Annotated in this window: 20 protein-coding genes and 3 tRNA genes; 11 read left to right on the plus strand and 12 right to left on the minus strand. The window is 58.8% G+C overall.

What is annotated here, in order from left to right; translation table 11 throughout:
* Positions 1 to 174: 174 nt before the first annotated feature.
* Genes M2103_RS06215 through M2103_RS06230 form a run of 4 tightly spaced genes read right to left on the minus strand, consistent with a single transcriptional unit; the run spans position 175 to position 5,315 of the window.
* The gene (locus tag M2103_RS06215; RefSeq protein WP_277509438.1) at positions 175 to 867 is read right to left on the minus strand and encodes a response regulator transcription factor; all 693 of its coding nucleotides are present in this window, start codon (positions 865 to 867) and stop codon (positions 175 to 177) included.
* Positions 864 to 2,606, minus strand: a complete 1,743-nt coding sequence (locus tag M2103_RS06220; RefSeq protein ID WP_277509439.1) for a HAMP domain-containing sensor histidine kinase — start codon at positions 2,604 to 2,606, stop codon at positions 864 to 866. The genes M2103_RS06215 and M2103_RS06220 overlap by 4 nt, the downstream gene beginning before the upstream one ends.
* Complete coding sequence (locus M2103_RS06225) at positions 2,578 to 3,774, minus strand: glycoside hydrolase family 2 TIM barrel-domain containing protein (protein ID WP_277509441.1); 1,197 nt, start codon at positions 3,772 to 3,774, stop codon at positions 2,578 to 2,580. The genes M2103_RS06220 and M2103_RS06225 overlap by 29 nt, the downstream gene beginning before the upstream one ends.
* A 53-nt stretch (positions 3,775 to 3,827) precedes the next feature.
* On the minus strand, positions 3,828 to 5,315 hold the full coding sequence (locus M2103_RS06230) for a hypothetical protein (RefSeq protein WP_277509442.1): 1,488 nt from the start codon (positions 5,313 to 5,315) through the stop codon (positions 3,828 to 3,830).
* A 283-nt stretch (positions 5,316 to 5,598) separates the two neighbouring features.
* Here M2103_RS06230 and pyrR point away from each other — a divergent pair, with 283 nt between their 5' ends.
* From pyrR to M2103_RS06265, 7 genes are all read left to right on the plus strand, one after another.
* Entirely contained in the window at positions 5,599 to 6,162 is a 564-nt protein-coding gene (pyrR, locus tag M2103_RS06235) for a bifunctional pyr operon transcriptional regulator/uracil phosphoribosyltransferase PyrR (protein WP_277509443.1), read from the plus strand.
* Between the two features lie 95 nt (positions 6,163 to 6,257).
* The gene (locus tag M2103_RS06240) at positions 6,258 to 7,205 is read left to right on the plus strand and encodes an aspartate carbamoyltransferase catalytic subunit (protein ID WP_277509445.1); all 948 of its coding nucleotides are present in this window, start codon (positions 6,258 to 6,260) and stop codon (positions 7,203 to 7,205) included.
* Positions 7,206 to 7,374: 169 nt separating this feature from the next.
* Positions 7,375 to 8,667, plus strand: coding sequence for a dihydroorotase (locus M2103_RS06245; protein WP_277509447.1), 1,293 nt, complete (start codon positions 7,375 to 7,377; stop codon positions 8,665 to 8,667).
* Between the two features lie 29 nt (positions 8,668 to 8,696).
* Positions 8,697 to 9,212 (plus strand): hypothetical protein, encoded by a 516-nt coding sequence (locus tag M2103_RS06250; protein WP_277509449.1) that lies wholly within the window; start codon positions 8,697 to 8,699, stop codon positions 9,210 to 9,212.
* Positions 9,213 to 9,317: 105 nt separating this feature from the next.
* Positions 9,318 to 9,557: a hypothetical protein gene (locus M2103_RS06255; RefSeq protein WP_277509450.1), complete on the plus strand. Its 240-nt coding sequence runs from the start codon at positions 9,318 to 9,320 to the stop codon at positions 9,555 to 9,557.
* Positions 9,558 to 9,877: 320 nt separating this feature from the next.
* On the plus strand, positions 9,878 to 10,279 hold the full coding sequence (gene raiA / locus M2103_RS06260) for a ribosome-associated translation inhibitor RaiA (protein WP_277509451.1): 402 nt from the start codon (positions 9,878 to 9,880) through the stop codon (positions 10,277 to 10,279).
* 155 nt (positions 10,280 to 10,434) lie between these two features.
* On the plus strand, positions 10,435 to 11,805 hold the full coding sequence (locus M2103_RS06265) for a UDP-glucose 6-dehydrogenase (RefSeq protein ID WP_277509454.1): 1,371 nt from the start codon (positions 10,435 to 10,437) through the stop codon (positions 11,803 to 11,805).
* 65 nt (positions 11,806 to 11,870) lie between these two features.
* Here the strand turns inward: M2103_RS06265 and dps are convergent, their stop codons facing one another.
* The 6 genes from dps to M2103_RS06295 form a co-directional block, all read right to left on the minus strand.
* The gene (gene dps, locus M2103_RS06270) at positions 11,871 to 12,362 is read right to left on the minus strand and encodes a DNA starvation/stationary phase protection protein Dps (protein WP_277509455.1); all 492 of its coding nucleotides are present in this window, start codon (positions 12,360 to 12,362) and stop codon (positions 11,871 to 11,873) included.
* Between the two features lie 124 nt (positions 12,363 to 12,486).
* Entirely contained in the window at positions 12,487 to 13,770 is a 1,284-nt protein-coding gene (locus M2103_RS06275; RefSeq protein WP_277509456.1) for a sodium ion-translocating decarboxylase subunit beta, read from the minus strand.
* Positions 13,771 to 13,822: 52 nt separating this feature from the next.
* Positions 13,823 to 14,230 (minus strand): OadG family transporter subunit, encoded by a 408-nt coding sequence (locus M2103_RS06280; protein WP_277509457.1) that lies wholly within the window; start codon positions 14,228 to 14,230, stop codon positions 13,823 to 13,825.
* Between the two features lie 245 nt (positions 14,231 to 14,475).
* Entirely contained in the window at positions 14,476 to 15,159 is a 684-nt protein-coding gene (locus M2103_RS06285; protein ID WP_277509458.1) for an SDR family oxidoreductase, read from the minus strand.
* 69 nt (positions 15,160 to 15,228) lie between these two features.
* Positions 15,229 to 15,840, minus strand: a complete 612-nt coding sequence (locus M2103_RS06290) for an acyl carrier protein phosphodiesterase (protein WP_277509459.1) — start codon at positions 15,838 to 15,840, stop codon at positions 15,229 to 15,231.
* A 127-nt stretch (positions 15,841 to 15,967) separates the two neighbouring features.
* Positions 15,968 to 18,274: a tetratricopeptide repeat protein gene (locus tag M2103_RS06295; protein WP_277509460.1), complete on the minus strand. Its 2,307-nt coding sequence runs from the start codon at positions 18,272 to 18,274 to the stop codon at positions 15,968 to 15,970.
* Positions 18,275 to 18,481: 207 nt separating this feature from the next.
* On the opposite strand from M2103_RS06295, the gene M2103_RS06300 reads away from it, so the two are divergent.
* Positions 18,482 to 18,569 (plus strand) — tRNA-Leu (locus M2103_RS06300).
* 37 nt (positions 18,570 to 18,606) lie between these two features.
* On the opposite strand, the gene M2103_RS06305 is transcribed toward M2103_RS06300, so the two are convergent.
* Both M2103_RS06305 and M2103_RS06310 read right to left on the minus strand, forming a co-directional pair.
* A complete protein-coding gene (locus M2103_RS06305; RefSeq protein ID WP_277509462.1) occupies positions 18,607 to 19,332 on the minus strand; it encodes a hypothetical protein in 726 nt (241 codons plus the stop codon).
* Positions 19,329 to 19,934, minus strand: a complete 606-nt coding sequence (locus tag M2103_RS06310; protein ID WP_277509464.1) for a sigma-70 family RNA polymerase sigma factor — start codon at positions 19,932 to 19,934, stop codon at positions 19,329 to 19,331. Before M2103_RS06310 ends, M2103_RS06305 begins: the two co-directional genes overlap by 4 nt.
* Before the next feature lie 255 nt (positions 19,935 to 20,189).
* On the opposite strand from M2103_RS06310, the gene M2103_RS06315 reads away from it, so the two are divergent.
* From M2103_RS06315 to M2103_RS06325, 3 genes are all read left to right on the plus strand, one after another.
* A tRNA-Lys gene (locus tag M2103_RS06315) sits at positions 20,190 to 20,264 on the plus strand.
* Between the two features lie 87 nt (positions 20,265 to 20,351).
* Positions 20,352 to 20,597, plus strand: coding sequence for a hypothetical protein (locus tag M2103_RS06320; RefSeq protein ID WP_277509466.1), 246 nt, complete (start codon positions 20,352 to 20,354; stop codon positions 20,595 to 20,597).
* A gap of 131 nt (positions 20,598 to 20,728) precedes the next feature.
* Positions 20,729 to 20,804, plus strand: a tRNA-Thr gene (locus tag M2103_RS06325).
* The last annotated feature ends 84 nt before the right edge of the window (positions 20,805 to 20,888 follow it).

Here is a 20,888-nt window from a genome sequence, read left to right on the forward strand (position 1 = left end):
GTCGGAGTCGCGTCGTGCATCCTCTTTCCGCGGGCGTTGCGCACATTATATCAAAAACCGGTGACGGCTTAAACCGCGTGTATCAATGAAATCTCAACGCCCCCGTGTTCGCCCGCTTTATGAATTCGCACGCAAACAGTCGTTCGCACACGAGGGCGCGCGCAAGGCGCGCCCCTACGATTGATATATATAACCGGTGCCGTGTATTGTTTTTATTGTTGTGCGATCGGCATCATTCACCGCGTCGCGCAGTTTGCGGATGCACTCATCCAGCGACGCCTCGTCCCAGCCCCATTGCCTGACCAGCTCCGCCCGGCTCAGGCTGACATCCTTGTTTCGCGCAAACACCACGGCCAGGTCGAGCACTTGCGGCGACAGGCGCTTGGATTCTTTGGCTCCGGTGATCGTGGCGGTGTGCGTGCTTGTGTTGATCACGGCCCGCGGGCCGAAGGGGAATTGATTGTTTCGCGCCATTTCGCGCGCGCGGAGTTGAAACGCCTTCATTCCGCACGGTTTTCGAGTGAATCCAGTTTTGCCCTGGCCGGGCAGTTCGAGCGCGTCCGCCTCGATTTCCTCGTCGTTGCCCGCAGTGAGAAAGAGCACGGGCACGTCGGGATCGAGGCGGCGCATTTCCCTGGCGGCCAGCAAACCCGCTTTATTATTCACGCCACGGCCCCGAGCGGCGGGCATTTGCATGTCGAGCACCACCAAGGCGAACCGCCCCGGCTCGAACGCGGTCAGCGCGTCGGCTTTGTTTGTCGTGCGCGTCACGGTGTAGCCCGCCCTCATCAGCCACTCCTCCCAAAACAAACCGAGATTCAAATCATCCTCCGCAACGAGGACCGCGCCGTTGTTTATATTATTCATGTCTGTTTATTTTTATTTGCCAGCGACAGGATGAAGACGTTTCCGCCCTCGCCGTCGCCCGGGGTTTCATAAGCAAGATCGCCGCCAAGGGAGCGGGCCAGTTTTCTGCACAACGGCAAACCGATGCCGTGACCGCGCTCATCATCCTTGGGACGCCAGCGGGGTTTGAAAATACGTCCGAGTTCGGCGCCCGAAATGCCGGGACCGTGATCGCGAACACGCAGCTCAATCATGCCCGTCGCCGCGTTTTCCCGCAGGACTAACTCCACCATGCGATTGTCCGCCGGCGCGCGCAGGCAGGCGTTCTCAATCAGGTTTCGCAGGATGATGGAAATCGCGGTTTCGTTGCTCGCAAGGCGGACAGGCTCCCCGGGAAAACTCGACCGGAATCCCATTGGGATTCCCGCCCTTCGCATGGCAGCAGTGAACTCATCCAGCAATTTTCCCGCGACTTGGCCGACATCGACATTTTCCGTCCACAGTTTTCCGCCGCGCATGACGCGCGGGAAAAAATCCAGGACAAACGCCACCGTCTCGGAAAGCCGCCCGGACGCGTAATAGATCATCGCGGCCCGCTCCTTTGTCAGATGCTCAACGTCGGCGTCCGGTGGCAGCGCATCCGGGTCGGTGCAGCATAAAATTTCCTGCACGTCGGTTCGCATCTCGTGCGAGGCGTAGTCCGTGACGGCCGCGATGATTTCGTTTTCGCGCATCCGTTTTTGAAAACCGAGCAGCAGCAGGATTCCCAGCGACGCCGCGAGCACCACGAGCAGCGATGCGCTGATGTATAATGCTTCCCCGGAAAACACCGCGCCGGCATCGGGGGTGCTTTGCGCGGCGGCAACCCTCCAACCGGGAAGCAGCTCGTCGTGAATCGAAAAACCGCCGCCGCCGTCCGTGAGCAATTGATAACGCCCGCCGCCTTGCGTCTCCGCCGGGAGCGCGATGGAAAGCAGGCGCGCGAGCTCGTGCAAATCCACGCTGACGGCCAGCACGATGTCGTCATCGCACATGCGCCACGCAAAAAGTCCGCCGGGCGCGCCGTTCCAGCCTGCGCGCTCGACGAAGGGAATGCCGAGCCGCCGCCGACGCTCGGGCCAGGTTTCCCTTTTTGTATAATCATCGCTTGGCGGCAGCGCGCCTACGTTGCCGGTCGCGATGCCATCGGGCCCGGGTTCCCCCGCATCATCGCCGCGCGCGTGCCACGGAGCGCGAGCGGCGGCGGTGCGCAATTTTTCACGAAGCGGTTCCCATGCGGTGACGGTGGCGGATGAATCCGCGTGCGCCGGGATTTTTTCGGCAACGGCTCCGGAATGCCACGGCGTTTTTGAAAGCCAGTCTGTCATCATCGGCGCCGGCGCGATGGCTGCGGCGCCCGGGTCCGGCACGCCGAGCGCGTTCACAAGCACGGCGTCGGCGATGAGGGGATTCACTTCGCGCCAACGTTCCAAAAAAGCGAGCGTGCCTTCGCGCGGCACCGCATTGAGCGTCGCGGTGAGCGCGCCTTGCACGTCCGAAAAAAGCACTTCCATCAAGCCGGCGGAGAGCTTGGCACGGTCGGCGATGGCGGCGGCGCGAAGCTGTGCCTGGCGTTGCGACTCCGCGGCATCATGCGCCCGGTTTTGGCGCAGCAATACAAGCATGACGACCGCGCCCGCCACGACCAGCGCGACGAACAACCACGACGCGAACGGCGTCAAAAACAAGCGCTTAATTTTTGCCTCGAAGTTTTTTTTCATGTTCCGCCGCCTTCCATAATCGCATGAGCACGCGCGCCGCCGGCTTGGGTTGTCCGTCCGCGGTAAAAATGCCCAGATGACTTTCGAGGCCGATGTTCGGCCCCGAATCGAAATCGCCCTTCCACGCCTCGTCTTTCAGCGAAAAAACATAACCGCCCGCGCCGCTTCCGGTGAAGTTGGACTCGACTTCAGCCCACATTTTTTCGAGCCACGCGGCCTGGAGCGCGCCGGTGTCGTTGCCGCGTCCGTCCATCGAGCTGCGCCCGAATTCCGAGAGCACGACGGGCATGGGCGCCGCGCGTGTCAGCGACTCCCAATCCTTGTATAATGCGCCGAAGCCGGGGCCGCGGTATATATTAAGCATGACCATGTCCAATCCGGGGATGGCGCGGTATTCGAGCATTTCCGCCTCGCGTGGCAACTCGCCATGGACAACCGCAGTCGGTCGCGAACTCACGGCCTTCGCGTTTTTCACCGCGTCGGCGAGGATGGCGAGCCACCTGCCTTTGTCGCCCCCAAACCACTCCGCGTATTTATAATTATACTCATTGCCAAACGCCCACGCGAGCACGGCCGGATGCGCGGCAAAGGCTTTTATATATTCCAGATAAAACGCCTCGCGATACACGCGCCCCGTGGCGTCGTCGCGGATGCCCCCGACAATGTCGCGCGCGGAGTCGAAGCCGACGGTGACGGAGATCCCCGCCTCCGCCAGCTTGTCCAGCATGCGCTTGGTTTTTTCGTAATCGAGCTCGACCGTCTCCGCGCCCTCCTTGTAGGCGGCGAACGGCCTGAATGTCCGGATCGAGTTTGCGTGAATCGCCTTCAACAACTCCAAGTCGCGGTCGAGGTTTTCATAAAACGTGAGTCCGTTGGCGTCGTTGGAATAACACACACCTTTTATTATATAATTCCCGGACGCGTTTTTATCATGATCGCGCGTGACGATTATTTTGCGACCGTCGATTTTTACGGATGCGAAACCGCTCCCGGCGGAAGCCGTCGTCCGGCGCACGGTGACGATTTCGGAGCTTGTAATGGCTTTCGCGAGGGTGGGCGCAACGGAGGCGACAACCAGAAGCGCAATACAAAGTGATGTTATTAGAATACGCGGAGCGACTGGGAGCGCCGGCTTCCAGCCGGCAGACGAAGTATCGCATCCTCTCATTGCTTTCGAATTTGCCGGCAAGATGCCGGCGCTCCCAGTCGCTGGCGCGTTTTTCATGATTCCTCCAAAACGGTCAATTTTGTGAAACGCGGATTGTTGTTGTTTCGCTTGTTAAGCGGCACGGGGAGATGGCTCGTGCTCTCGCCAAAATCCACCGCGATTTCGCGAACCGCGCCGCCGTTGCCCAGCCCGACAAGCGCGCCCTCGAAATAGCGCGCGGTTTTGTTCAACGAAAATTTCGCGGTCTTTCCGCCCGGCGCGGCGTCCACGATTTTTTCGGAGTTCGATGCGTAGATTGTTTTCCCATTTTCAAAAACCACGCGCAGCAGAAAACTCACGTCCTCGCCGGTGTTGAAGCACGACGCGCCATCAAAGTGCAGCCGCAGCGTCGTGTTTTTTCCCGACAGCTTCAGCCCGCGCGCGCCCGTGAAAACGGCAACGAGCCAATTCGGGCCGCCGTAGTAGGCGGGCGCGACATACTCCCTCGTTTGCGCGCCGGCCGCCGGTTTGGCGGGTTGCGCTTGCGGCGCGGCGGATGCGCCTTGCGCTCCCGCGACGGGAGAAATGTCCAGGCTGTTGAAGCGCACGTCGGCGGTGTTCTTTTTGTTGAGGCTCCACGTTCCGCGTCCGTAGGCCATCGTGGATTCGCCGAAGTCAACCGCCACCTCCTTCAACTCACCCAAGCCGTCCACGACCGCCTCGAAGCCGCCGCCCTTCCGCTCCATCACGGTGACGCCGCCCTTGCGACGCGCGACCTCGGCGCTGTTGCTAAGAAAAACCGTGCCGCCGGTCTTGAACACGAGACGGCAGAGAAAATTCTGCGCTTGCGCGCCGCCCCGATACACGGAGCTGCCGTCGAAGCCGAGCCGAACCGTCGCGCGCTTGCCCACGGTTTTTCCGCGCGCGCCGGGCCACGCGGCGACGGACCAATTCGCGCCGGCGTAGTAGGCCGGAATGCCGAAGGACAACGGCGCCCAATCCGAAACCGCGCCGCCATTGCCAGCCTCGCCGGCGGCGCTTGCGCCCTCGCGCGGGATGAACCGCAGCGACGTGAAGCGGGGATCATTTTCGTTGCCCGGATTCAGTTCGCCGGCGGAGTAGTGCACCGTGCTCCGCCCGTAATCGACCGCCGCCTCGGCGAGCACGCCGCCGCCCGGAAGGATTCCCTCAAAAACGCGCTCCTTTTTTTGCATCAAAATCGCGCCGGGCTTCGACGCGGCGACCTCCGCGGAGTTTGTCAGAAAAACAAACCGTCCGCCGATTCGCACGCGCAGCAGGAAGTTGGGGCCGGCGCCGGTGTTGTAGGGCGACACCGAGTCGAAGCCGAGCTGCACGATGGAACGGTCGATGCGGCTTTTCTTCAACTGAATCGCGGGCCAGCCGGCGCTCTGCCAATTGGCGCCCGCCCAGTTTTCTATGTCGGGAAAAGTGCTGTCGGTTTCCAGCGAGACGCCGTCATCGGCGCGGAGCACGCCGGCCAGGACAACCAGCGCAAACAGCGCGCGCAAAAAAACGCCGCGGACGGATGTGATTTTTTTCATGAGGAAGACTTTCTATGACGCATGGGTTTTCTCCAGTGTGAAAAGGCGGCGGGGCGAGGAGGCGGCCCTGCGCCATTCGACGCCAAAAGCGGGAACGCGCAAAGAATAAAACAATCGCCCGAAACGCACAACCGCCCCCGCTCAATGATTTCTCAACGCTCCCGCCCCCGACGCCACGCCCGCATCCGCCCCACCCCGCCGAACGCGCTCCCCGCCCGCGGCGCGATTCATTTCGATAAAATAATCTTCCCCCCGTTCCAAGCCCGTGCCAAAACACACACCCGTGCCCGCCAAAATCAGCAAATCAAAAAAACAAACCACCGCCGCACGTGAAACAGAAAGCGGCCACGCGATCCACATCGCCATCGAGCAACTCGCCAAGGCCATCGCCCAAAGGCATCCGGCCCGCGAAAAAATCCTCCTCCTCGGCATCGCCAACGGCGGCGTCACCCTCGCCCGCCGACTCGCCGCCATGATCCCCGGCGCGCGCCCCGGCGTGCTCGACATCTCCTTCCACCGCGACGACATCGGCCGCCACCCCATCCCCAAGGAGTTCGCGCCCACGCACATCCCCGGCGACGTCAACAACGCCACCGTCATCCTCGTTGACGACGTCCTCCAGTCCGGCCGCACCATCAACGCCGCCCTCAACGAAGTCTTCGACCACGGACGCCCCGAACGCGTCGAACTCGCCGTGCTCGTTGACCGCGGCGACCGCCGCCTCCCCATCGCCGCCAACTACACCGGCATCCAGCTCGACGTCGGCGCCAACGAAAAAATCCGCACCCACATCGACCCCGCCAACCCCGCCCTCGACACCATTGAAATCCAAAACCTGAAGGCCTGAAGGCTGAAAAATTACCCAAACATCAACAAACTCACAATTGCCGAAGTTCTGATTTCAGCCTTCAGGCTTTCAGCCCTTCAGCCCTTTTCACCACCATGCCCTGGACACGCAAAGACCTCATCACGCTCGAGGAACTCTCCCTCGACGAAATCGACCAAATCCACGCCACCGCCGCCGCCTTCAAAAAAATCCTCGGACGCAGCGTGAAAAAAGTCCCCGCCCTGCGCGGCAAGACCATCGTCAACCTCTTCCTCGAACCGAGCACGCGCACCCGCATCTCGTTCGACATCGCCGCCAAGCGACTCAGCGCCGACGTCATCAGCTTCGACGCCTCCGCCAGCTCCACCACCAAGGGCGAATCCCTCCGCGACACCGCCGAAAACATCCGCGCCCTCGGGGCCGACATGATTGTCCTGCGCCACGCCGCCTCCGGCTCGCCCCTCTACCTCTCCAAACTCCTCGACATCCCCGTCATCAACGCCGGCGACGGCGCGCACGCCCACCCCACGCAAGGCCTCCTCGACACCTTCACCATGCGCGAGCACCTCGGCTCGCTCAAAGGCCGAAAAATCGTCATCCTCGGTGACATCCTCTTTAGCCGCGTCGCCCGCTCCAACATCCACGCGCTGAAAAAATTCGGCGCCGACGTCACCCTCTGCGGCCCCTCGACCCTCGTCCCGCGCCACCTCACGGCCCTCGGCGTGACGGTCTCGCACGACCTCCGCGGCGCCCTTGCCGGCGCGGACGTTGTCATGCTCCTGCGCATCCAGCACGAACGCCAAAGCGCGAACCACTTCCCCTCGCTCGGCGAATACACGAGCATGTTTGGCCTCAACAAAACCCGCGCCTCGTGGCTGAACCCCAAGGCGCTCATCATGCACCCCGGCCCGATCAACCGCGGCGTCGAAATCGACAACGACCTCGCCGACGGCCCCAACAGCGTGATTCTCGAACAAGTCACCAACGGCATCGCGGTGCGCATGGCGGTGCTCTATCTCTGCTCCGGAGGCCAGCCGGAAAACGTGATCGCCAGCTCCGATTAGAAAATTTTCGATTTTCGATTCTCGATTTTCGATTGCGCGCTACCGCGCGTGTTCAAAATTCAAAACGAAGCGGAAGCTCCCAATCGAAAATCGAGAATCCAAAATCGAAAATCCTTCCTCCCCGCCTCTCCCTCCAACGCCCACCAACCACTTTCAAACCACCATCACAATGACACCCATTTGGATTCACAGCGCCCGCATCATCGACCCGGCAACCAAACGCGACGCCATCGGCGACCTCTACGTCAACGACGCCGGCAAAATCGTCCCCTCGCTCTCCGCCGCCGCGAAAAAACGCGCGCGCAAAATCGACGCCACCGGCCTCGTCGCCTGCCCCGGCCTCGTCGATGTCCACGTCCACTTCCGCGAGCCCGGTCAGACGCACAAGGAAACCATCGCCACCGGCAGCCGCGCCGCCGCCGCGGGCGGCTTCACCACCGTCGTCTGCATGCCAAACACATCGCCCGTCGCCGACAACGCCGGCACCATCCAGGCCATCAAGGACGCCGCCGCCCGCGACGCCGTCGTGCGCGTTTACCCCACCGGCTGCATCACCACCGGCATGAAAGGCCAAGCCCTCGCCCCCATCGGCTCGCTCAAGCGCGCCGGCGTCGTCGCCATCACCGACGACGGCGACTGCGTGCAATCCAACGCCCTCATGCGCTCCGCCGTCGAATACGCCAAAATGTTCGACCTCCCCGTCATGGACCACTGCCAGGACCACTCCCTCACCCAAGGCGCCGTGATGAACGAAGGCGTCATGTCCAGCCGACTCGGCCTGCGCGGCTGGCCCAATGCCGCCGAGGACATCATCGTCTCGCGCAACGTCATACTCTCCTCCTACACCGGCGCGCACATCCACTGCCAGCACATCTCCTCGAAATACTCCGTCGAACTCATCCGCCGCGCCAAGGCGCGCGGCACCCGCATCACCGCCGAGGCCACCCCGCACCACATCGCGCTCACCGACGCCGCCCTCGAGCACTACGACACCCACTACAAAATGAACCCGCCCGTCCGCACCGAGGAGGACCGCCTCGCCATAATCGAAGGCCTGCGCGACGGCGCCATCGACATCATCGCCACCGACCACGCCCCGCACACCGACTACGAAAAAGACCGCGAATTTGACAACGCCCCCAATGGCATCCTCGGCTTGGAAACCTCGCTCCCCGTCACGCTCGACATCCTTGTGCGCAAATCGAAGTTCAAGCTCCCCCACGTCATCGACCTGATGACAAGAAAACCCGCCCAACTCCTGAACCTCCCCGCCGGCACCCTCGCCGAGGGCGCGAATGCCGACATCTGCCTCTTTGACCCGAAGGAAAAATGGCTCTACGACGCCAAAAAAGGCCAAAGCAAGTCCGCCAATTCCCCCTGGTCCGGCCAAACCCTCACCGCCCGAGTGAAACACACCATCGTCGGCGGCAAAGTGGTGTTTGAGAACGGGAAAATAAAGTAGCACAGACGCTCTCTCTGCAAACATCCCTAATGAAATTTCAATATACTCCAACGTTTGCAGACTACCGGATGCTTAATAAATGGCACCTTTCAAAAATTAGAGAACTCAAAATATTAAGACTGCTGGCCATTCTTTTATTTTTGTATTACTGTGCATCTCCCATTCTGCGCCCAAGTCATCCGAACGACACAACACTGGATATCTATTTATCCAATTGGCTGTTACTATTATTGCCATTGCTTATATTTTCTCTATTTTTCAGTTCGTTTTTTTTAGTAAGAAAAAAATGGAACACTCTCGCGGAAATCCGATGTGAAAAATCATACGAGATTTCCGAAAATGACATTCATGTTACAGGCGCAGGTTTTGAAGGACGACTCGAATGGCAACATATCGCATCTGCGGAATACCACAAAGGATGGTTCTTTCTTATGACAAATCAAAGGACCTATTATTTCTTCCCAGCCTCCATTGTTCCAAACACAAATGCCTTGATTGCCTTGCTATCCCAAAAAGTCGCCAAAACTAAGGGCTTTCCAAAGTAAGAATCGAATGGTTGTCATGATACGTGCGTAAGCTCTAAAATCATCCCTCTTTCTCCACACGAGCACCCCATCCCAAAAATCTTTGATCAACAACAAAACCTCCGCATGAACTTCGACGCCCTCATCAAAAGCATCGCGGACATCCACCGGCAAACCCACGCAAGCGCGACAAAAGCCGTCAACACCGCGCTGACGATGCGAAACTGGCTGATCGGCGCATGCATTCAGGAATTTGAATTGCATGGCGAGGATCGCGCCACTTATGGCGACACATATACTTACGACCACGATGTGCCATTGGTTTACAATCTCGAAACGCTCTTACGTTTGGCTCAAACAAACTAAAAAACAGCAGAAAAGCTCAGGTTGGGTTTCCCTTCTCCACTCTCCATCAAATTTTTGCATTCACCACTGAACAATTCCTAAAACAATGCCACCAATGCGCCGAACCTGAAAACAAGCCGCCGCAGATCATCATTTACGAAACGGACGACAAGATCGCCAAGGTCAGCGCCCGCCTCCCGGCGCCCCCAAACATCATTTTTACACTGGCGGCGTCTGCCTCGGAAGATTCGAAAATGTTCAAAATTAAATAGCCTTTTTTCGGCATATTTTGGTTTCCCTTCAGGGAAAAGTGTGCTTCCTTGCTGGCGTAACCACACACGATGAAAAAACAAAACGTTCCCTCATCGGCCAGCGACAATAACAAGCTTATTGTTCGCGGAGTGCATCTCGACCTAACCGACGCTCTCAGGGCTTTCATTGAAAGCAAATGTGAAAGGCTCCTGCGTCACCAAGCCCGGATCATCCGAATACGCGTCGACTTGGAATACGACAAGTTACGAAAAGGGAAACCCAAGTTTCTTGCGAAGGGGCTCATCGAAATTAGCGGTCCGGACATGGTTGTCACCATGGAAAGCGATGACGCCTACAAGGCCATTGATTTGATGTCGCAGAAGCTGGACCGCCTTCTGCGCGTGCGCGCCAGTGCCATGAAGAAAAAGAAACTTCACCCGCGCTCCGTTGATCTCGAGGCGGAACTACCCAAAGTGTCCGCGACAGCCTGAGCCATCGTAAAGCCAATCAACAATAACCGAAAAAGCCGGATTCCTCGCGGGTCCGGCTTTTTCATGCGCGGCCCCCTCGTCATGCGATTTTTCTTTGCGCGATTTCCTTCTTGGTTTTGCACCGGCAGGCGGCCAAGTTAGACATCCTACAAATCATGAAAATCTGCTGCATTGGAGCTGGATATGTTGGAGGCCCCACAATGGCCATGATCGCGCTTAAGGCGCCCGATATTCGCGTGACCGTCGTGGACATGAACGCGGCGCGCATCAATGCGTGGAATTCCGACGCCCTGCCCGTCTATGAACCGGGACTCGACGACATCGTGAAACAATGCCGGGGACGCAACTTGTTCTTCTCCACCGATGTCGCCGGAAACATCCGCGAGGCCGACATTATTTTTGTCTCGGTCAACACTCCCACAAAAACCTATGGCGTGGGCGCCGGACGAGCGGCGGATTTGCGCTACGTGGAGTCCGTGGCGCGGACAATCGCCGAGGTCGCCGAAGGCTCCAAGATCATCGTCGAAAAATCCACCATCCCGGTCAAAACCGCCGAGACAATCAAAACGATCCTCGCGGCCAATACGAACGGGCTGAAGTTTTCCGTGCTTTCCAACCCCGAGTTCCTCGCCGAGGGCACGGCCGTCAACGACTTGATCGCGCCCGACCGCGTGCTCATCGGCGGCGAACGCACGCCGGAGGGCGAGCAAGCCGTGCAAATGCTCGCCGGCATCTACGCCCGCTGGGTGCCGCGCGAGCGCATCATCACCACAAACCTCTGGTCGTCCGAGCTTTCAAAACTCGTTGCCAATGCCTTTCTCGCGCAGCGCATCTCGTCGATCAACTCGATTTCGGCGCTTTGCGAGGCGACCGGCGCGGATGTGGACGAGGTTGCGCATGCCATCGGTTGTGATTCGCGCATCGGGCCGAAGTTCTTGAAAGCCTCGGTCGGTTTCGGCGGTTCGTGTTTTCAAAAGGACATCCTGAACCTTGTTTATCTTTGCGAAAAATTCGGACTGCCCGAGGTCGCCGAATACTGGGAGCGAGTGATCAGCATGAACGACTACCAGAAGTCGCGTTTTGCGCGGCGCATTGTGCACAGCCTTTTCAACACCGCGGCAGGCAAACGCATCGCTGTTCTCGGTTTCGCCTTCAAGAAGGACACCAACGACACGCGCGAATCACCCGCGATTTACATTTGCCGCGACCTGCTTGCCGAGCAGGGCAACGTGGTCGTTTACGACCCGAAGGTGCCCGCGAGCGCCATTTCGGAAACCGTGCTCGGCAAGGACGCCCCGCCCAACCCAAACCTGAGCGTGGCGGAAAACGCATACGAGGCGTGCCGGGGCGCGCACGCAATCGCCGTGCTGACCGAATGGGACGAGTTCAAGACGCTGGATTTCCAAAAAATCTACGACACCATGCCCAAGCCCGCGCTGATCTTTGACGGACGCAACGTCCTCGACCTGGCAAAGCTCAAGGTCATCGGTTTTCAAGCACACGGCATCGGCCGGTCGTTTGAATGAGATTTGCCCAAACAAAAAAGGCCGCGTCACGCGGCCTTTTTGGATTCCTAGGGATGCGAGACTGATCAGCGCGTGTGCGCCTCGATAAACCAAAGCGATTTGTCGAGGGCGTTTGAAACGCCGGTCAGCAAATCCGACGTGCCGGCGTCACCGGCGTCGGCGGTGGCGTCAACCTTCTTGCGCACGGATTTCGCGCACACGGCGTATTGGGCGGCGAGCGCCTTCGCGTAGGCGAGCGGGTCGGAATTCGCCGCCTTGTCGGACACCTTGAACTCGGACAAGCCGGAGTTTTTGGCGACCATGCGCACGGTGCCTTCCGCCACGCCACCAAGCTGCACGATGCGCTCGGCGAGGGCGTCGATCGGCTCCTCAACCGCCGCGGCCACGTCGTCGAACAATTTGTGCAGCGTGTAAAAATACGGGCCGCGCACATTCCAGTGAGCCTGCTTGGTTTGAGAATAAAGATCACTCACATCGGCGAGGGTCTGGTTGAGCGCTTTGATTGAGAATGCGCGGGTTTTGGAGGGGATGTCATTCATGGTTGTTTGTTTTTTCATGGAAAAATTAATCTATTTATAGACAAAGCATATTTATGATAAACGCAACCCGCCGGGACAAAAAAGCGAATGCCCTGAGGGGAATTCGCCTTTGTTTTACATTTCGCGCCGCGGCGCCACGGAGTTACCCGCCGCCAAGCGTTGAAATGAAGTAACCGGCGGCAACCGCCGTGCCGATCACACCGGCGACATTTGGCCCCATGGCGTGCATGAGCAGGTGGTTTTGCGCGTCGTATTTCTGCCCCTCAACCTGCGAGACCCGCGCGGCCATCGGCACCGCGGACACGCCCGCCGAGCCGATCAGCGGATTAATCGGGGTTTTCCTTGAAACCAAATTCATGAGCTTGGCGACGATCACGCCGCCCGCCGTGGAGCAGCAGAATGCCACGACACCCAGCAAAATGATGCCGATTGTCTGTCCGCGCAGGAAGCTCTCGGCGTTCATGGTGAGCCCCACGCTCGTGCCGAGAAAGATGGTGACGACGTTGATGATTTCGTTTTGCGCGGATTTGACGAGGCGCTCCGTGACACCGCACTCGCGAAGGAAATTGCCGAGCATCAACATGCCGATCAACGGCGAGGCCGCCGGCACAAGCAGGATGCACACAATCATGACCACGACCGCGAATATGAGCTTTTCCAGCTTGGAAACCTTGCGGAGCGATTTCATGCGGATGCGACGCTCCTTCTGCGTCGTGAGCAGGCGCATGATCGGCGGCTGGATAAGCGGCACGAGCGACATGTAGGTGTAGGCCGCGACCGCGATCGCGCCGAGCAGATGCGGCGCGAGCTTGTTGGACACAAAGATCGAGGTCGGGCCGTCCGCCCCACCTATGATGGCGATTGACGCGGCCTCCTTGGATGTGAACAACCCCGACAGCGTCGCCGACATGAAGGTGAGAAAAAGGCCCAGTTGCGCCGCCGCGCCCAGAAGCAATGTTCGAGGCATGGCGATCAACGGCCCGAAATCGGTCATCGCACCCACGCCCAAAAAGATGATCGGCGGGAAAAGTTCGAGTTTGATGCCTTGCGAGATAAAGTCGTAGAGGCCGCCCTCGATTCGCTCCACTTTGACGGTGCCGGTTGCCGCGGCGGGAGGCGTCACGGTTCCGTCGGGCGCCACTGTCATGGGCGGCGCGGTGTGATGCTCCAGCGTGCCCTCAATCTTGAATGTCGCCGTCTCATAAACACCGTCCGAACGCATTTTCGCCGTGAGCACGCCTTCGGTCGGCAGGTTGGCGAGCAATGCGCCAAATGCGATCGGCACGAGTAAAAGCGGTTCAAACTGTTTCGCCACGCCGAGGTAAAATAGCACGACAATCACCCCCCACATGATCACCATTTTCCAAGTGATGGCATGAAATCCGGTTGAGCTGAGATAATCCAAGAATCCTTGCAACAAATCCATGATATTTGAGTAGTTGATGTTACGTTGTTAAACTATTCACACACGCGCGCGATCAACGCACTCTGTGTGACCTGAAAATATCCCGCCTGCCCTCGGCAGCCCACTCGTTGCCGTGCGCCGCCGCGTTGATGGTGAGCACGCGGTGTCGTCGCCCGGCAAGCGCGACGTGAATCGATGCGGAAATCACAGCGATCACCTCGGGAGCAATCCCTTCCGCTTGGGCGGATGGGGAAGCCTCGACAGGCGCGCTCGCGGCGGCTGCGGAAGCGCGCGCCCCGGCTTTCTTTTTCTCAACAAGGGCGCCATGTCGTTTAAAAATGGCCCCGGTGATTTCAAACAATATCCAAAGCCCTCCAAGAACCATAAACACTATCATCAATCCGTTAAATTGATAAACGAGTGTTTCAGCTACCGATGGTTTTTCAGGCAATACTCCCAACAGCAAGGGTGACAGTATCATAGCGTGTTTATTTTTGGGTTGCGTATCTGGTTGACGAAAAAAGCAAACACAGAAAAGCGGGGGGGACGAAAGTTGGGGAATATCGTCAAGGGTTTGGGAACTTGCGCAAGCAAAAGCGACGGCTTGATGGCAATTATATTCGTTTGCCGTTTACAAATTTTCACACGGAAACGACCCGCTATTTCAACGCGCCTGCAATAGGAGCCCGCGTTTGGCTCGCTCTATTAAATAAAATATTAAAAACACTACACGTCAGCGGGACGCCCATTGTCATTCGGGCCAAACCCAAGAATCACCGGTGCCGCGCGCTTTGCCCATTCTTCTGGTTTTTGATACGAAGCCGCGTCAGCGCCCAAGCTTTGCCGGAGCATGTCCGTGTCGATCACACCCGGATTCAACGAAACCGCGGCCATGCCCGCCGGAAGCTCCTCCGCCAGCGCCCGCGTAAGCCCCTCGACGGCCCATTTCGCCGCGCAATAAGGGGCGACCTCAGGCGACACCGACCTGCCCCACCCCGAACTGAAGTTCACAATCACGCCGCGCCCGGCCTTTATCATGTCCGGCGCGAACGCGCGGATGACGTTTGCCATGCCCTTCACATTCACGTCGAGCACCCTGGCAAAATCCTCGGGAGGAACCTTCCAAAGCGGCGCGGGTTTGTTCATGAAACCGGCGTTGTTAATGAGCAAATCCGGCGCGCCATGGATGCCGGTCACACGCTCGGCCCAAAGATCGACCTTGGCCGGCACGGAAACATCCACCGCCGAAAAGTCATGCGGCGAGGAATGCGTGAAACGCAAATCAAGAATCCCGTCAGCCCCGCGTCCGCACCCGATGAGCGTGTGTCCGAGCCGGATGAACTCCTCCGCAAGCGCCCGACCAAGCCCGCGTGTAACGCCTGTGACAACGATCTTTTTTGCATTATTCATGAGATATATAATCCGTGCCGTTTATTTATGCCGAGAGGGTTTCCAAAACATGCGTTCCTGCTGTTTTAATCACAACAGCATCGATTCGGGAAACTCCATTTCGGAAACATGCCTAACCAATTGGGGAAAAAACTCGGCGAAGTCATTCGAAAACGCCTCGCGTGCGCGCTCAAAAACGGGCATCGCCACGGACAGGTCGACGGGCCTCCGCAAACGCGCGCCCATGCGTTGCAATGCGAGGCGGATTTTCCCGGCGTCGCGATAGGAAACCAGCCAGTCATGCTCGCACATGAGGCGCAGGCGCGAACGGGCGGCCCCGGGCAGTTCGTGCTCGCGCGCCCTTATCCCGTCATAAATCTGCGCGGCAAAATCCGGCAGCGGCACGGAAGGCGAATATTTCGCCCAGAAACAATCCTGCGCGAGCAGATGATCGTAAAGCATGTCCGTGAGCACGCCGCCCATGTGCCGCAATTCCCGCACGCCCGCGAACCGCGAAATGCTCCGGTGCACGACCGCGTGCGAATCCGTGAAATCGTCAATCGCGTGATGGCACGCCGCCCCGCGCCTGTATTCGATGTCCATGCCCGATATCAAGGCCGGACCGACGATATCAGGAAGCACGTTGCCAATGCGAAAACGCGGCGACGGTTCCGAAAGCAAAAAATGAGCGAGCCAGTTCATGCGCGAAACGGGGTTTCGTTAATGCAAAATCGTCCGGGTTTCATTCATGCGAACGCAACTGCCAAAACCATGTTGCTGCAAATCACAAAATCCCAAGTTGCACGGCGCGGCACTTTCGCGACCCGGCTCAACGCGTCGGGGAATCATTCGAGCGGCCGTCCGGCGTGTGCAAACCAGCCCCTGCTCCGGGGCTCGCGGCGAGACGCTCGAGCTGCTCGCGCGCCGGCGCAAAACCGGGGGCGATTCGCAGCGCGGCTCTTTCCGCGGCGACGGCCTCCGCAATGCGCCCAAGCGCCGCAAGCGCGACGGCGTAATTATGATGCGCGGAAGCCGCTTGTGGATCAAGGCGCAGCGACGCCTCAAAGTGCGCGATGGACTCCCCCGCGCGACCAGTGTTAAACAACGCCACGGCGAGGTTGTGATGGCAGCCGGCGGTCGGCTGGCGCGCAAGCGCCTGCTCAAAATGCGAAACCGCCTCCGCCGGCCTTCCGGAAAGCATGAGGGCGGTGCCGAGTCCGAAATGCGAGGCGCCCGCGTCGGGGGATATCGGGATCGACGCCTCAAAATAAGGAACCGCCTCCCTGTGCCGCCCAAGCGCGAGCAAATAGCGCGCCACATTGTCAACCGCGGCCCAGAGACTCGGGTCGAGCCCGGCGGCGAGTTTGTAGCAGCGCAACGCCTCGTCCGTGTCGGTCCCGCGCGCCGAAAAGACATTGCCGCGATTGTTCCAGGCCGTGGCGAATTTCGGGTCAACGGCCACGGCCTTGTCGAGCATGGCAAGCGCCTCGTCATAACGCCCGAGGCTGCAAAGCACATTGCCATAATTGCTGAGCGCCGCCGTGCAATCGGAACGGATTTTAAGGGCCGCGATAAAATCGTCCGTCGCCTCATCCAGGCGCCCCAGGCAAAAAAGCGAATACCCGCGATTGGCGAGCGCGATCTCAGAGCCATGCTCCCGAAACCCCAGCGCCTTGTCATAATAGGCAAGCGCCTCCTGGTGCCGCTCGAGCTTGGCCAGCGCGTAACCGTAATTATTGTAGGCTTGGGCAAAGTTGGGATTGAGCTCGATGGCTCTGCGGCAATGAGCCAGCGCCCGCTCCGGCATGTTTTTTTCCGCATAGAGATTGCCAAGGTTGTTGTGAGCGCGCGCATTGCCGGGAACCCCGGCCACAACATCCCGCCACAGGCTCAACTGGTCGCGATAAACCGCGTTGCGCTGGAATGTGGCAACCGCAAGCGCCGCCGCCGCCGCAATCAACAGCCATTGCGAACGCCGCCCCGCAACCAACCACGCCGCGACGGCAATCGCGCTCACAGTCGCGGCCAGGGGCAGATACATGCGATGCTCGGCCATGGTTTGCGTGGCCACCGGAATCACGCTCGACGAGGGCGCGAGCACCGCGAAAAACAAAAACCCGGGAAACCCCAACGCCGGCTTCCGGATAAGCGCCCACACCGTCGCCCCGCCCAACGCAACCAACAGCAACGCCTGCGGCCAGACACTCGAAACGCGCGCAACCACGCCGGAACCATAATCAAAAACCTGCCCGCGCGGCCAGACAACGAGGCGCAGGTAATGGGGAATCGCCTTGATTTGCGTGAGCGCGTAAGTCCACACCGTGGTTTCCGTGCCGAAGCCCGCGGTTCCCCCGCGCCCGCCCGCGCGCCAAACCAGCCAGCCGAGCAGCAACAGTGTGGACGCCAGCAGCGCATGGTAAACTTTCCGGCGCTTCCAAGCCTCCCGGAACGAACCGGCGGCAAACGTCCGGTCATAAAGAAAAACCATGAGCGGCGCGGAAACCATCACCTCCTTGGACGCCATGCCGAGCAGGCACGCGGCGACGGAAAGCGCGAGCCAAAATGTCCGCGCGCCCGCGGAATCCACGCCGCGCACAAAACAATACAGCGTGAGGATGTAGAACAACGCCATCAACGACTCGGCGCGTTGCACGATGTAAGTGACCGATTCGGTTTGCAGCGGGTGCAACAGCCAAAGCGCGGCAATGACAAACGCGACAAGCGTGGATGAGTCCCCGCCAAAATACGCGCGCAACACGGGCCGCAACAACGTGCGCCGCGCCAAGCCGAATAGCGACAGCCCCGCGGCAACATGGATGAGGAGATTGCCGAGATGATAGCTCCAAACCTCCTTCCCGCTGATCCTATAATTGATGGCAAAACTAAAGTTCAGCAGAGGCCGCCCCGAAACCGTTTCGCCAAAAGTGTTGGGCGGCGAAAATGCCGTGCTCAATTGCCGGATGCTTTCATTGCGTGAAATCGACCAGATGTCATCAAAGATAAACTCTCCCGAAAACGAGTTGTGATACGCCGCCGCCGTGGCCAACACGAGCGCCAGCACAGCCGCCCAAATCCGCCGGCGGTGAGCCGGCGAGCGGGCTTGGGAGGCGACGGTGGTGTCATGGATATTCGTCACAGGGCGATTCGGATGAAAAGCACTCCAGCATTTTTCACGCAAAACGAAATAATACTTTTTCAACAATGTGACATAACAGACATGAAAGCATTCCGTGGGCACCCAAGCTGGTTGAAACACGCATTGAGCTTTTCGGAAATTTTTCGATTTACAAGGAACCTCGCGCACCTAGCGTCACGTTCCTGCGCACATGCGCAAACCATCCGGGCCAGGATGGCGGAATTGGCAGACGCAGCGGACTCAAAATCCGCCGCCCCCTAAAGGCTTGCGGGTTCGACCCCCGCTCCTGGCACCATGATTAACGCACGCCCCCCCGCTGATTGTGCCCCTGATTATCGCTTGAACTCGATCACCGTCATTTCGGTTGCGTCGAGATCATGCGCGCCGGCTGCGGGGACGTGGAGGAGCGATGCGTTTATCGGCTTGTTTTCCAAGCGGGTAAACCTGGCGATTATGTCCTCGGTGGACACTTTGCGAAGGGGGCGCAGTTGCACGTCCTTTGTCCATGCGAACACGGAGTCCTCAATAAGCGGCGCGTTGTTTTGTTCCGCCGAAAAACTGGTGACCACCGGAAGGCGGAAACGCTTGGGTTGCGGTTGCACGGGGATCGCCGCGGGCGCGGGTGTTTTCCGGACGGGTTCTGCAATCACGGCGGCGACGGCCACCGATGGTTGTGATTCGGAGGCAAGCGCGGGCTGGGTATGCGAGGGGGCCGCGCGGTTAATAAGGAAGACCGCCGCGCACGCGGCCATTGCCGTGGCCAGGCCGCCGATGGCGAACGGGTTGCGCCACCACGAGAAGCGCGCGCGAACGGGCGCGTGTGTGATTTTGCGATTTGCGCTAGCAAGAGCCCGGGCGAGGCGGGGCGTGGCGGGGGCGTGGGCGCGCTCGGCCTCGAAGAGCTGCGAGCAGGCTTTTTGCATGCGGCAATACTGCAAGTAGGTGCGCTGGCGCGCGGGATTGGCGTGAAGCTCGGCTTCCAGTTCGCGGGCTTCATCGGGGGTAATCTGGTGATCAACACAGAGGTTGAGCAGTTCGATAAATCGTTTGTCTTTCATTTGAATTCGGCTCCCATTTTGGCCCTGAGGCTTTCGCGCGCGCGGGCGATGCGGCTTTTGACAGTGCCCACGGAAATGCCGAGGGCGGCGGCGATCTCCTCGTAGGACAGGTTTTTGATGTTTCGAAGTATTAGAATTTCGCGGTGTTTTTTGTTGAGCCGTTCCATCGCGGTAGCGATCTGCTCAACAAACTCCTGGTTGATTGTGACATTGTCGGGAGTGTCCATCTCGTCGGTCACAAACACATCGGCAAGCGGCGTTTCATTGTCATCACCGACAGGCTGGTCGAACGAGATGGTTTTGTCGCGCTTGCGGCGCCACCAATACCAATACCGATTGCGGGCGAGGTTGGTGGCAATTTGATAAAGCCATGTCGAGAAGGCGGACTCGCCGCGGAAGTTTTCGAGGCCGCGGTGGGCGCGGATGAAGGCGTCCTGCGTGACTTCCTCGGCATCCTGCTGATTGCGGAGGAGCTGGTGCACCATTGCGTAAATGCGGTCCCAGTAACGGGACACCATTTCATCAAAAGCGGAGTGATCGCCATTTTTAAAGCGGCTCACCAGCAATTGATCGAGGGCAACATCCTGGGCTTTCGTCGACATACGTTCAACGGAAGTTTGATGCGCGTATTTTTCGATTGTTCCCACTTTCTTCAGTTGAAATTGTGTTGGTGCGCGCGAGGGGCGCGTTTTTGCCGGACGGTTTTTGGGCGGATGTATTTTTGCTTTTTACGTGGATAATCCAGTGTTTTTCGGGGCATGCCAGAAAAATGCCATCCGAGTATTTCATTTAGTGTGGAAAAAACTCTTGCAAAGGAGTCATGAGAAAACCTTATTCCATCCCCTTTCAACGCTTGGGGGTTGATAGCTCAACGGTAGAGCAGCGTCCTTTTAAGTCGTTGGTTCAGGGTTCGAATCCCTGTCAACCCACCAGCGTGAAAATCAAAGGGCTGAAGGACTGGACGGCTGAAGGGCCGAAGGTTATGCGGCCAAAACTCTCGGAATCCAAAAAAAACCAACATGGCTATCGATTTCGGCTGGTGGAAAAAAACACCGGAGGACGGCAAATTCCAAATCAACGTGAGCGTCCACGGCGGCAACATCGAGTGGACGCGCAAACAGGGACATTTCAAGCAATGGGAAAACTACGGGCCGCCCACTGACGAGGACTGGGATCGCCTGCTCTACGAAGCCGAAAAACGCGTGCCCCGCCGGCTGATTTCGCCAAAACAATTCGCCGCAATCAAGGCACTGCGTCCGCAGTGAGGTCGCAAAAGACGCAAAAACGATTGCCTCTCAACTGGATGTTTTTTGCGCAGCGTGTGACTTCCCGTGGCGATTGATTTTGGCTTGCGCTTGGCGGCACGGCGGGTTTCCTCCCTATTTCTCAATTTCAAGCCGAGCTAGCTCAGTTGGTAGAGCAATGCTTTCGTAAAGCATGGGTCGTCGGTTCAAGTCCGATGCTCGGCTCCATTCTAAAGGCCTCGCAATCCATAGGGTTGCGAGGTTTTTTGTTATTCATTTTCGCGCCAGTTTATGACGCCTAATGTCGCGAAA

Origin of the sequence: Ereboglobus sp. PH5-5, from assembly GCF_029504805.1 — a bacterium.
GTDB lineage: Bacteria > Verrucomicrobiota > Verrucomicrobiia > Opitutales > Opitutaceae > Ereboglobus.

Excerpts from the sequence above, each read along its gene's own strand:
- M2103_RS06215 (WP_277509438.1), bottom strand. The coding sequence starts at position 867 with ATGAATAATATAAACAACGGCGCGGTCCTCGTTGCGGAGGATGATTTG.
- M2103_RS06220 (WP_277509439.1), bottom strand. The coding sequence starts at position 2,606 with ATGAAAAAAAACTTCGAGGCAAAAATTAAGCGCTTGTTTTTGACGCCG.
- M2103_RS06225 (WP_277509441.1), bottom strand. The coding sequence starts at position 3,774 with ATGAGAGGATGCGATACTTCGTCTGCCGGCTGGAAGCCGGCGCTCCCA.
- M2103_RS06230 (WP_277509442.1), bottom strand. The coding sequence starts at position 5,315 with ATGAAAAAAATCACATCCGTCCGCGGCGTTTTTTTGCGCGCGCTGTTT.
- M2103_RS06240 (WP_277509445.1), top strand. The coding sequence starts at position 6,258 with ATGCCCTGGACACGCAAAGACCTCATCACGCTCGAGGAACTCTCCCTC.
- M2103_RS06245 (WP_277509447.1), top strand. The coding sequence starts at position 7,375 with ATGACACCCATTTGGATTCACAGCGCCCGCATCATCGACCCGGCAACC.
- M2103_RS06250 (WP_277509449.1), top strand. The coding sequence starts at position 8,697 with ATGAAATTTCAATATACTCCAACGTTTGCAGACTACCGGATGCTTAAT.
- M2103_RS06255 (WP_277509450.1), top strand. The coding sequence starts at position 9,318 with ATGAACTTCGACGCCCTCATCAAAAGCATCGCGGACATCCACCGGCAA.
- raiA (WP_277509451.1), top strand. The coding sequence starts at position 9,878 with ATGAAAAAACAAAACGTTCCCTCATCGGCCAGCGACAATAACAAGCTT.
- M2103_RS06265 (WP_277509454.1), top strand. The coding sequence starts at position 10,435 with ATGAAAATCTGCTGCATTGGAGCTGGATATGTTGGAGGCCCCACAATG.
- dps (WP_277509455.1), bottom strand. The coding sequence starts at position 12,362 with ATGAAAAAACAAACAACCATGAATGACATCCCCTCCAAAACCCGCGCA.
- M2103_RS06275 (WP_277509456.1), bottom strand. The coding sequence starts at position 13,770 with ATGGATTTGTTGCAAGGATTCTTGGATTATCTCAGCTCAACCGGATTT.
- M2103_RS06280 (WP_277509457.1), bottom strand. The coding sequence starts at position 14,230 with ATGATACTGTCACCCTTGCTGTTGGGAGTATTGCCTGAAAAACCATCG.
- M2103_RS06285 (WP_277509458.1), bottom strand. The coding sequence starts at position 15,159 with ATGAATAATGCAAAAAAGATCGTTGTCACAGGCGTTACACGCGGGCTT.
- M2103_RS06290 (WP_277509459.1), bottom strand. The coding sequence starts at position 15,840 with ATGAACTGGCTCGCTCATTTTTTGCTTTCGGAACCGTCGCCGCGTTTT.
- M2103_RS06305 (WP_277509462.1), bottom strand. The coding sequence starts at position 19,332 with ATGAAAGACAAACGATTTATCGAACTGCTCAACCTCTGTGTTGATCAC.
- M2103_RS06310 (WP_277509464.1), bottom strand. The coding sequence starts at position 19,934 with ATGTCGACGAAAGCCCAGGATGTTGCCCTCGATCAATTGCTGGTGAGC.
- M2103_RS06320 (WP_277509466.1), top strand. The coding sequence starts at position 20,352 with ATGGCTATCGATTTCGGCTGGTGGAAAAAAACACCGGAGGACGGCAAA.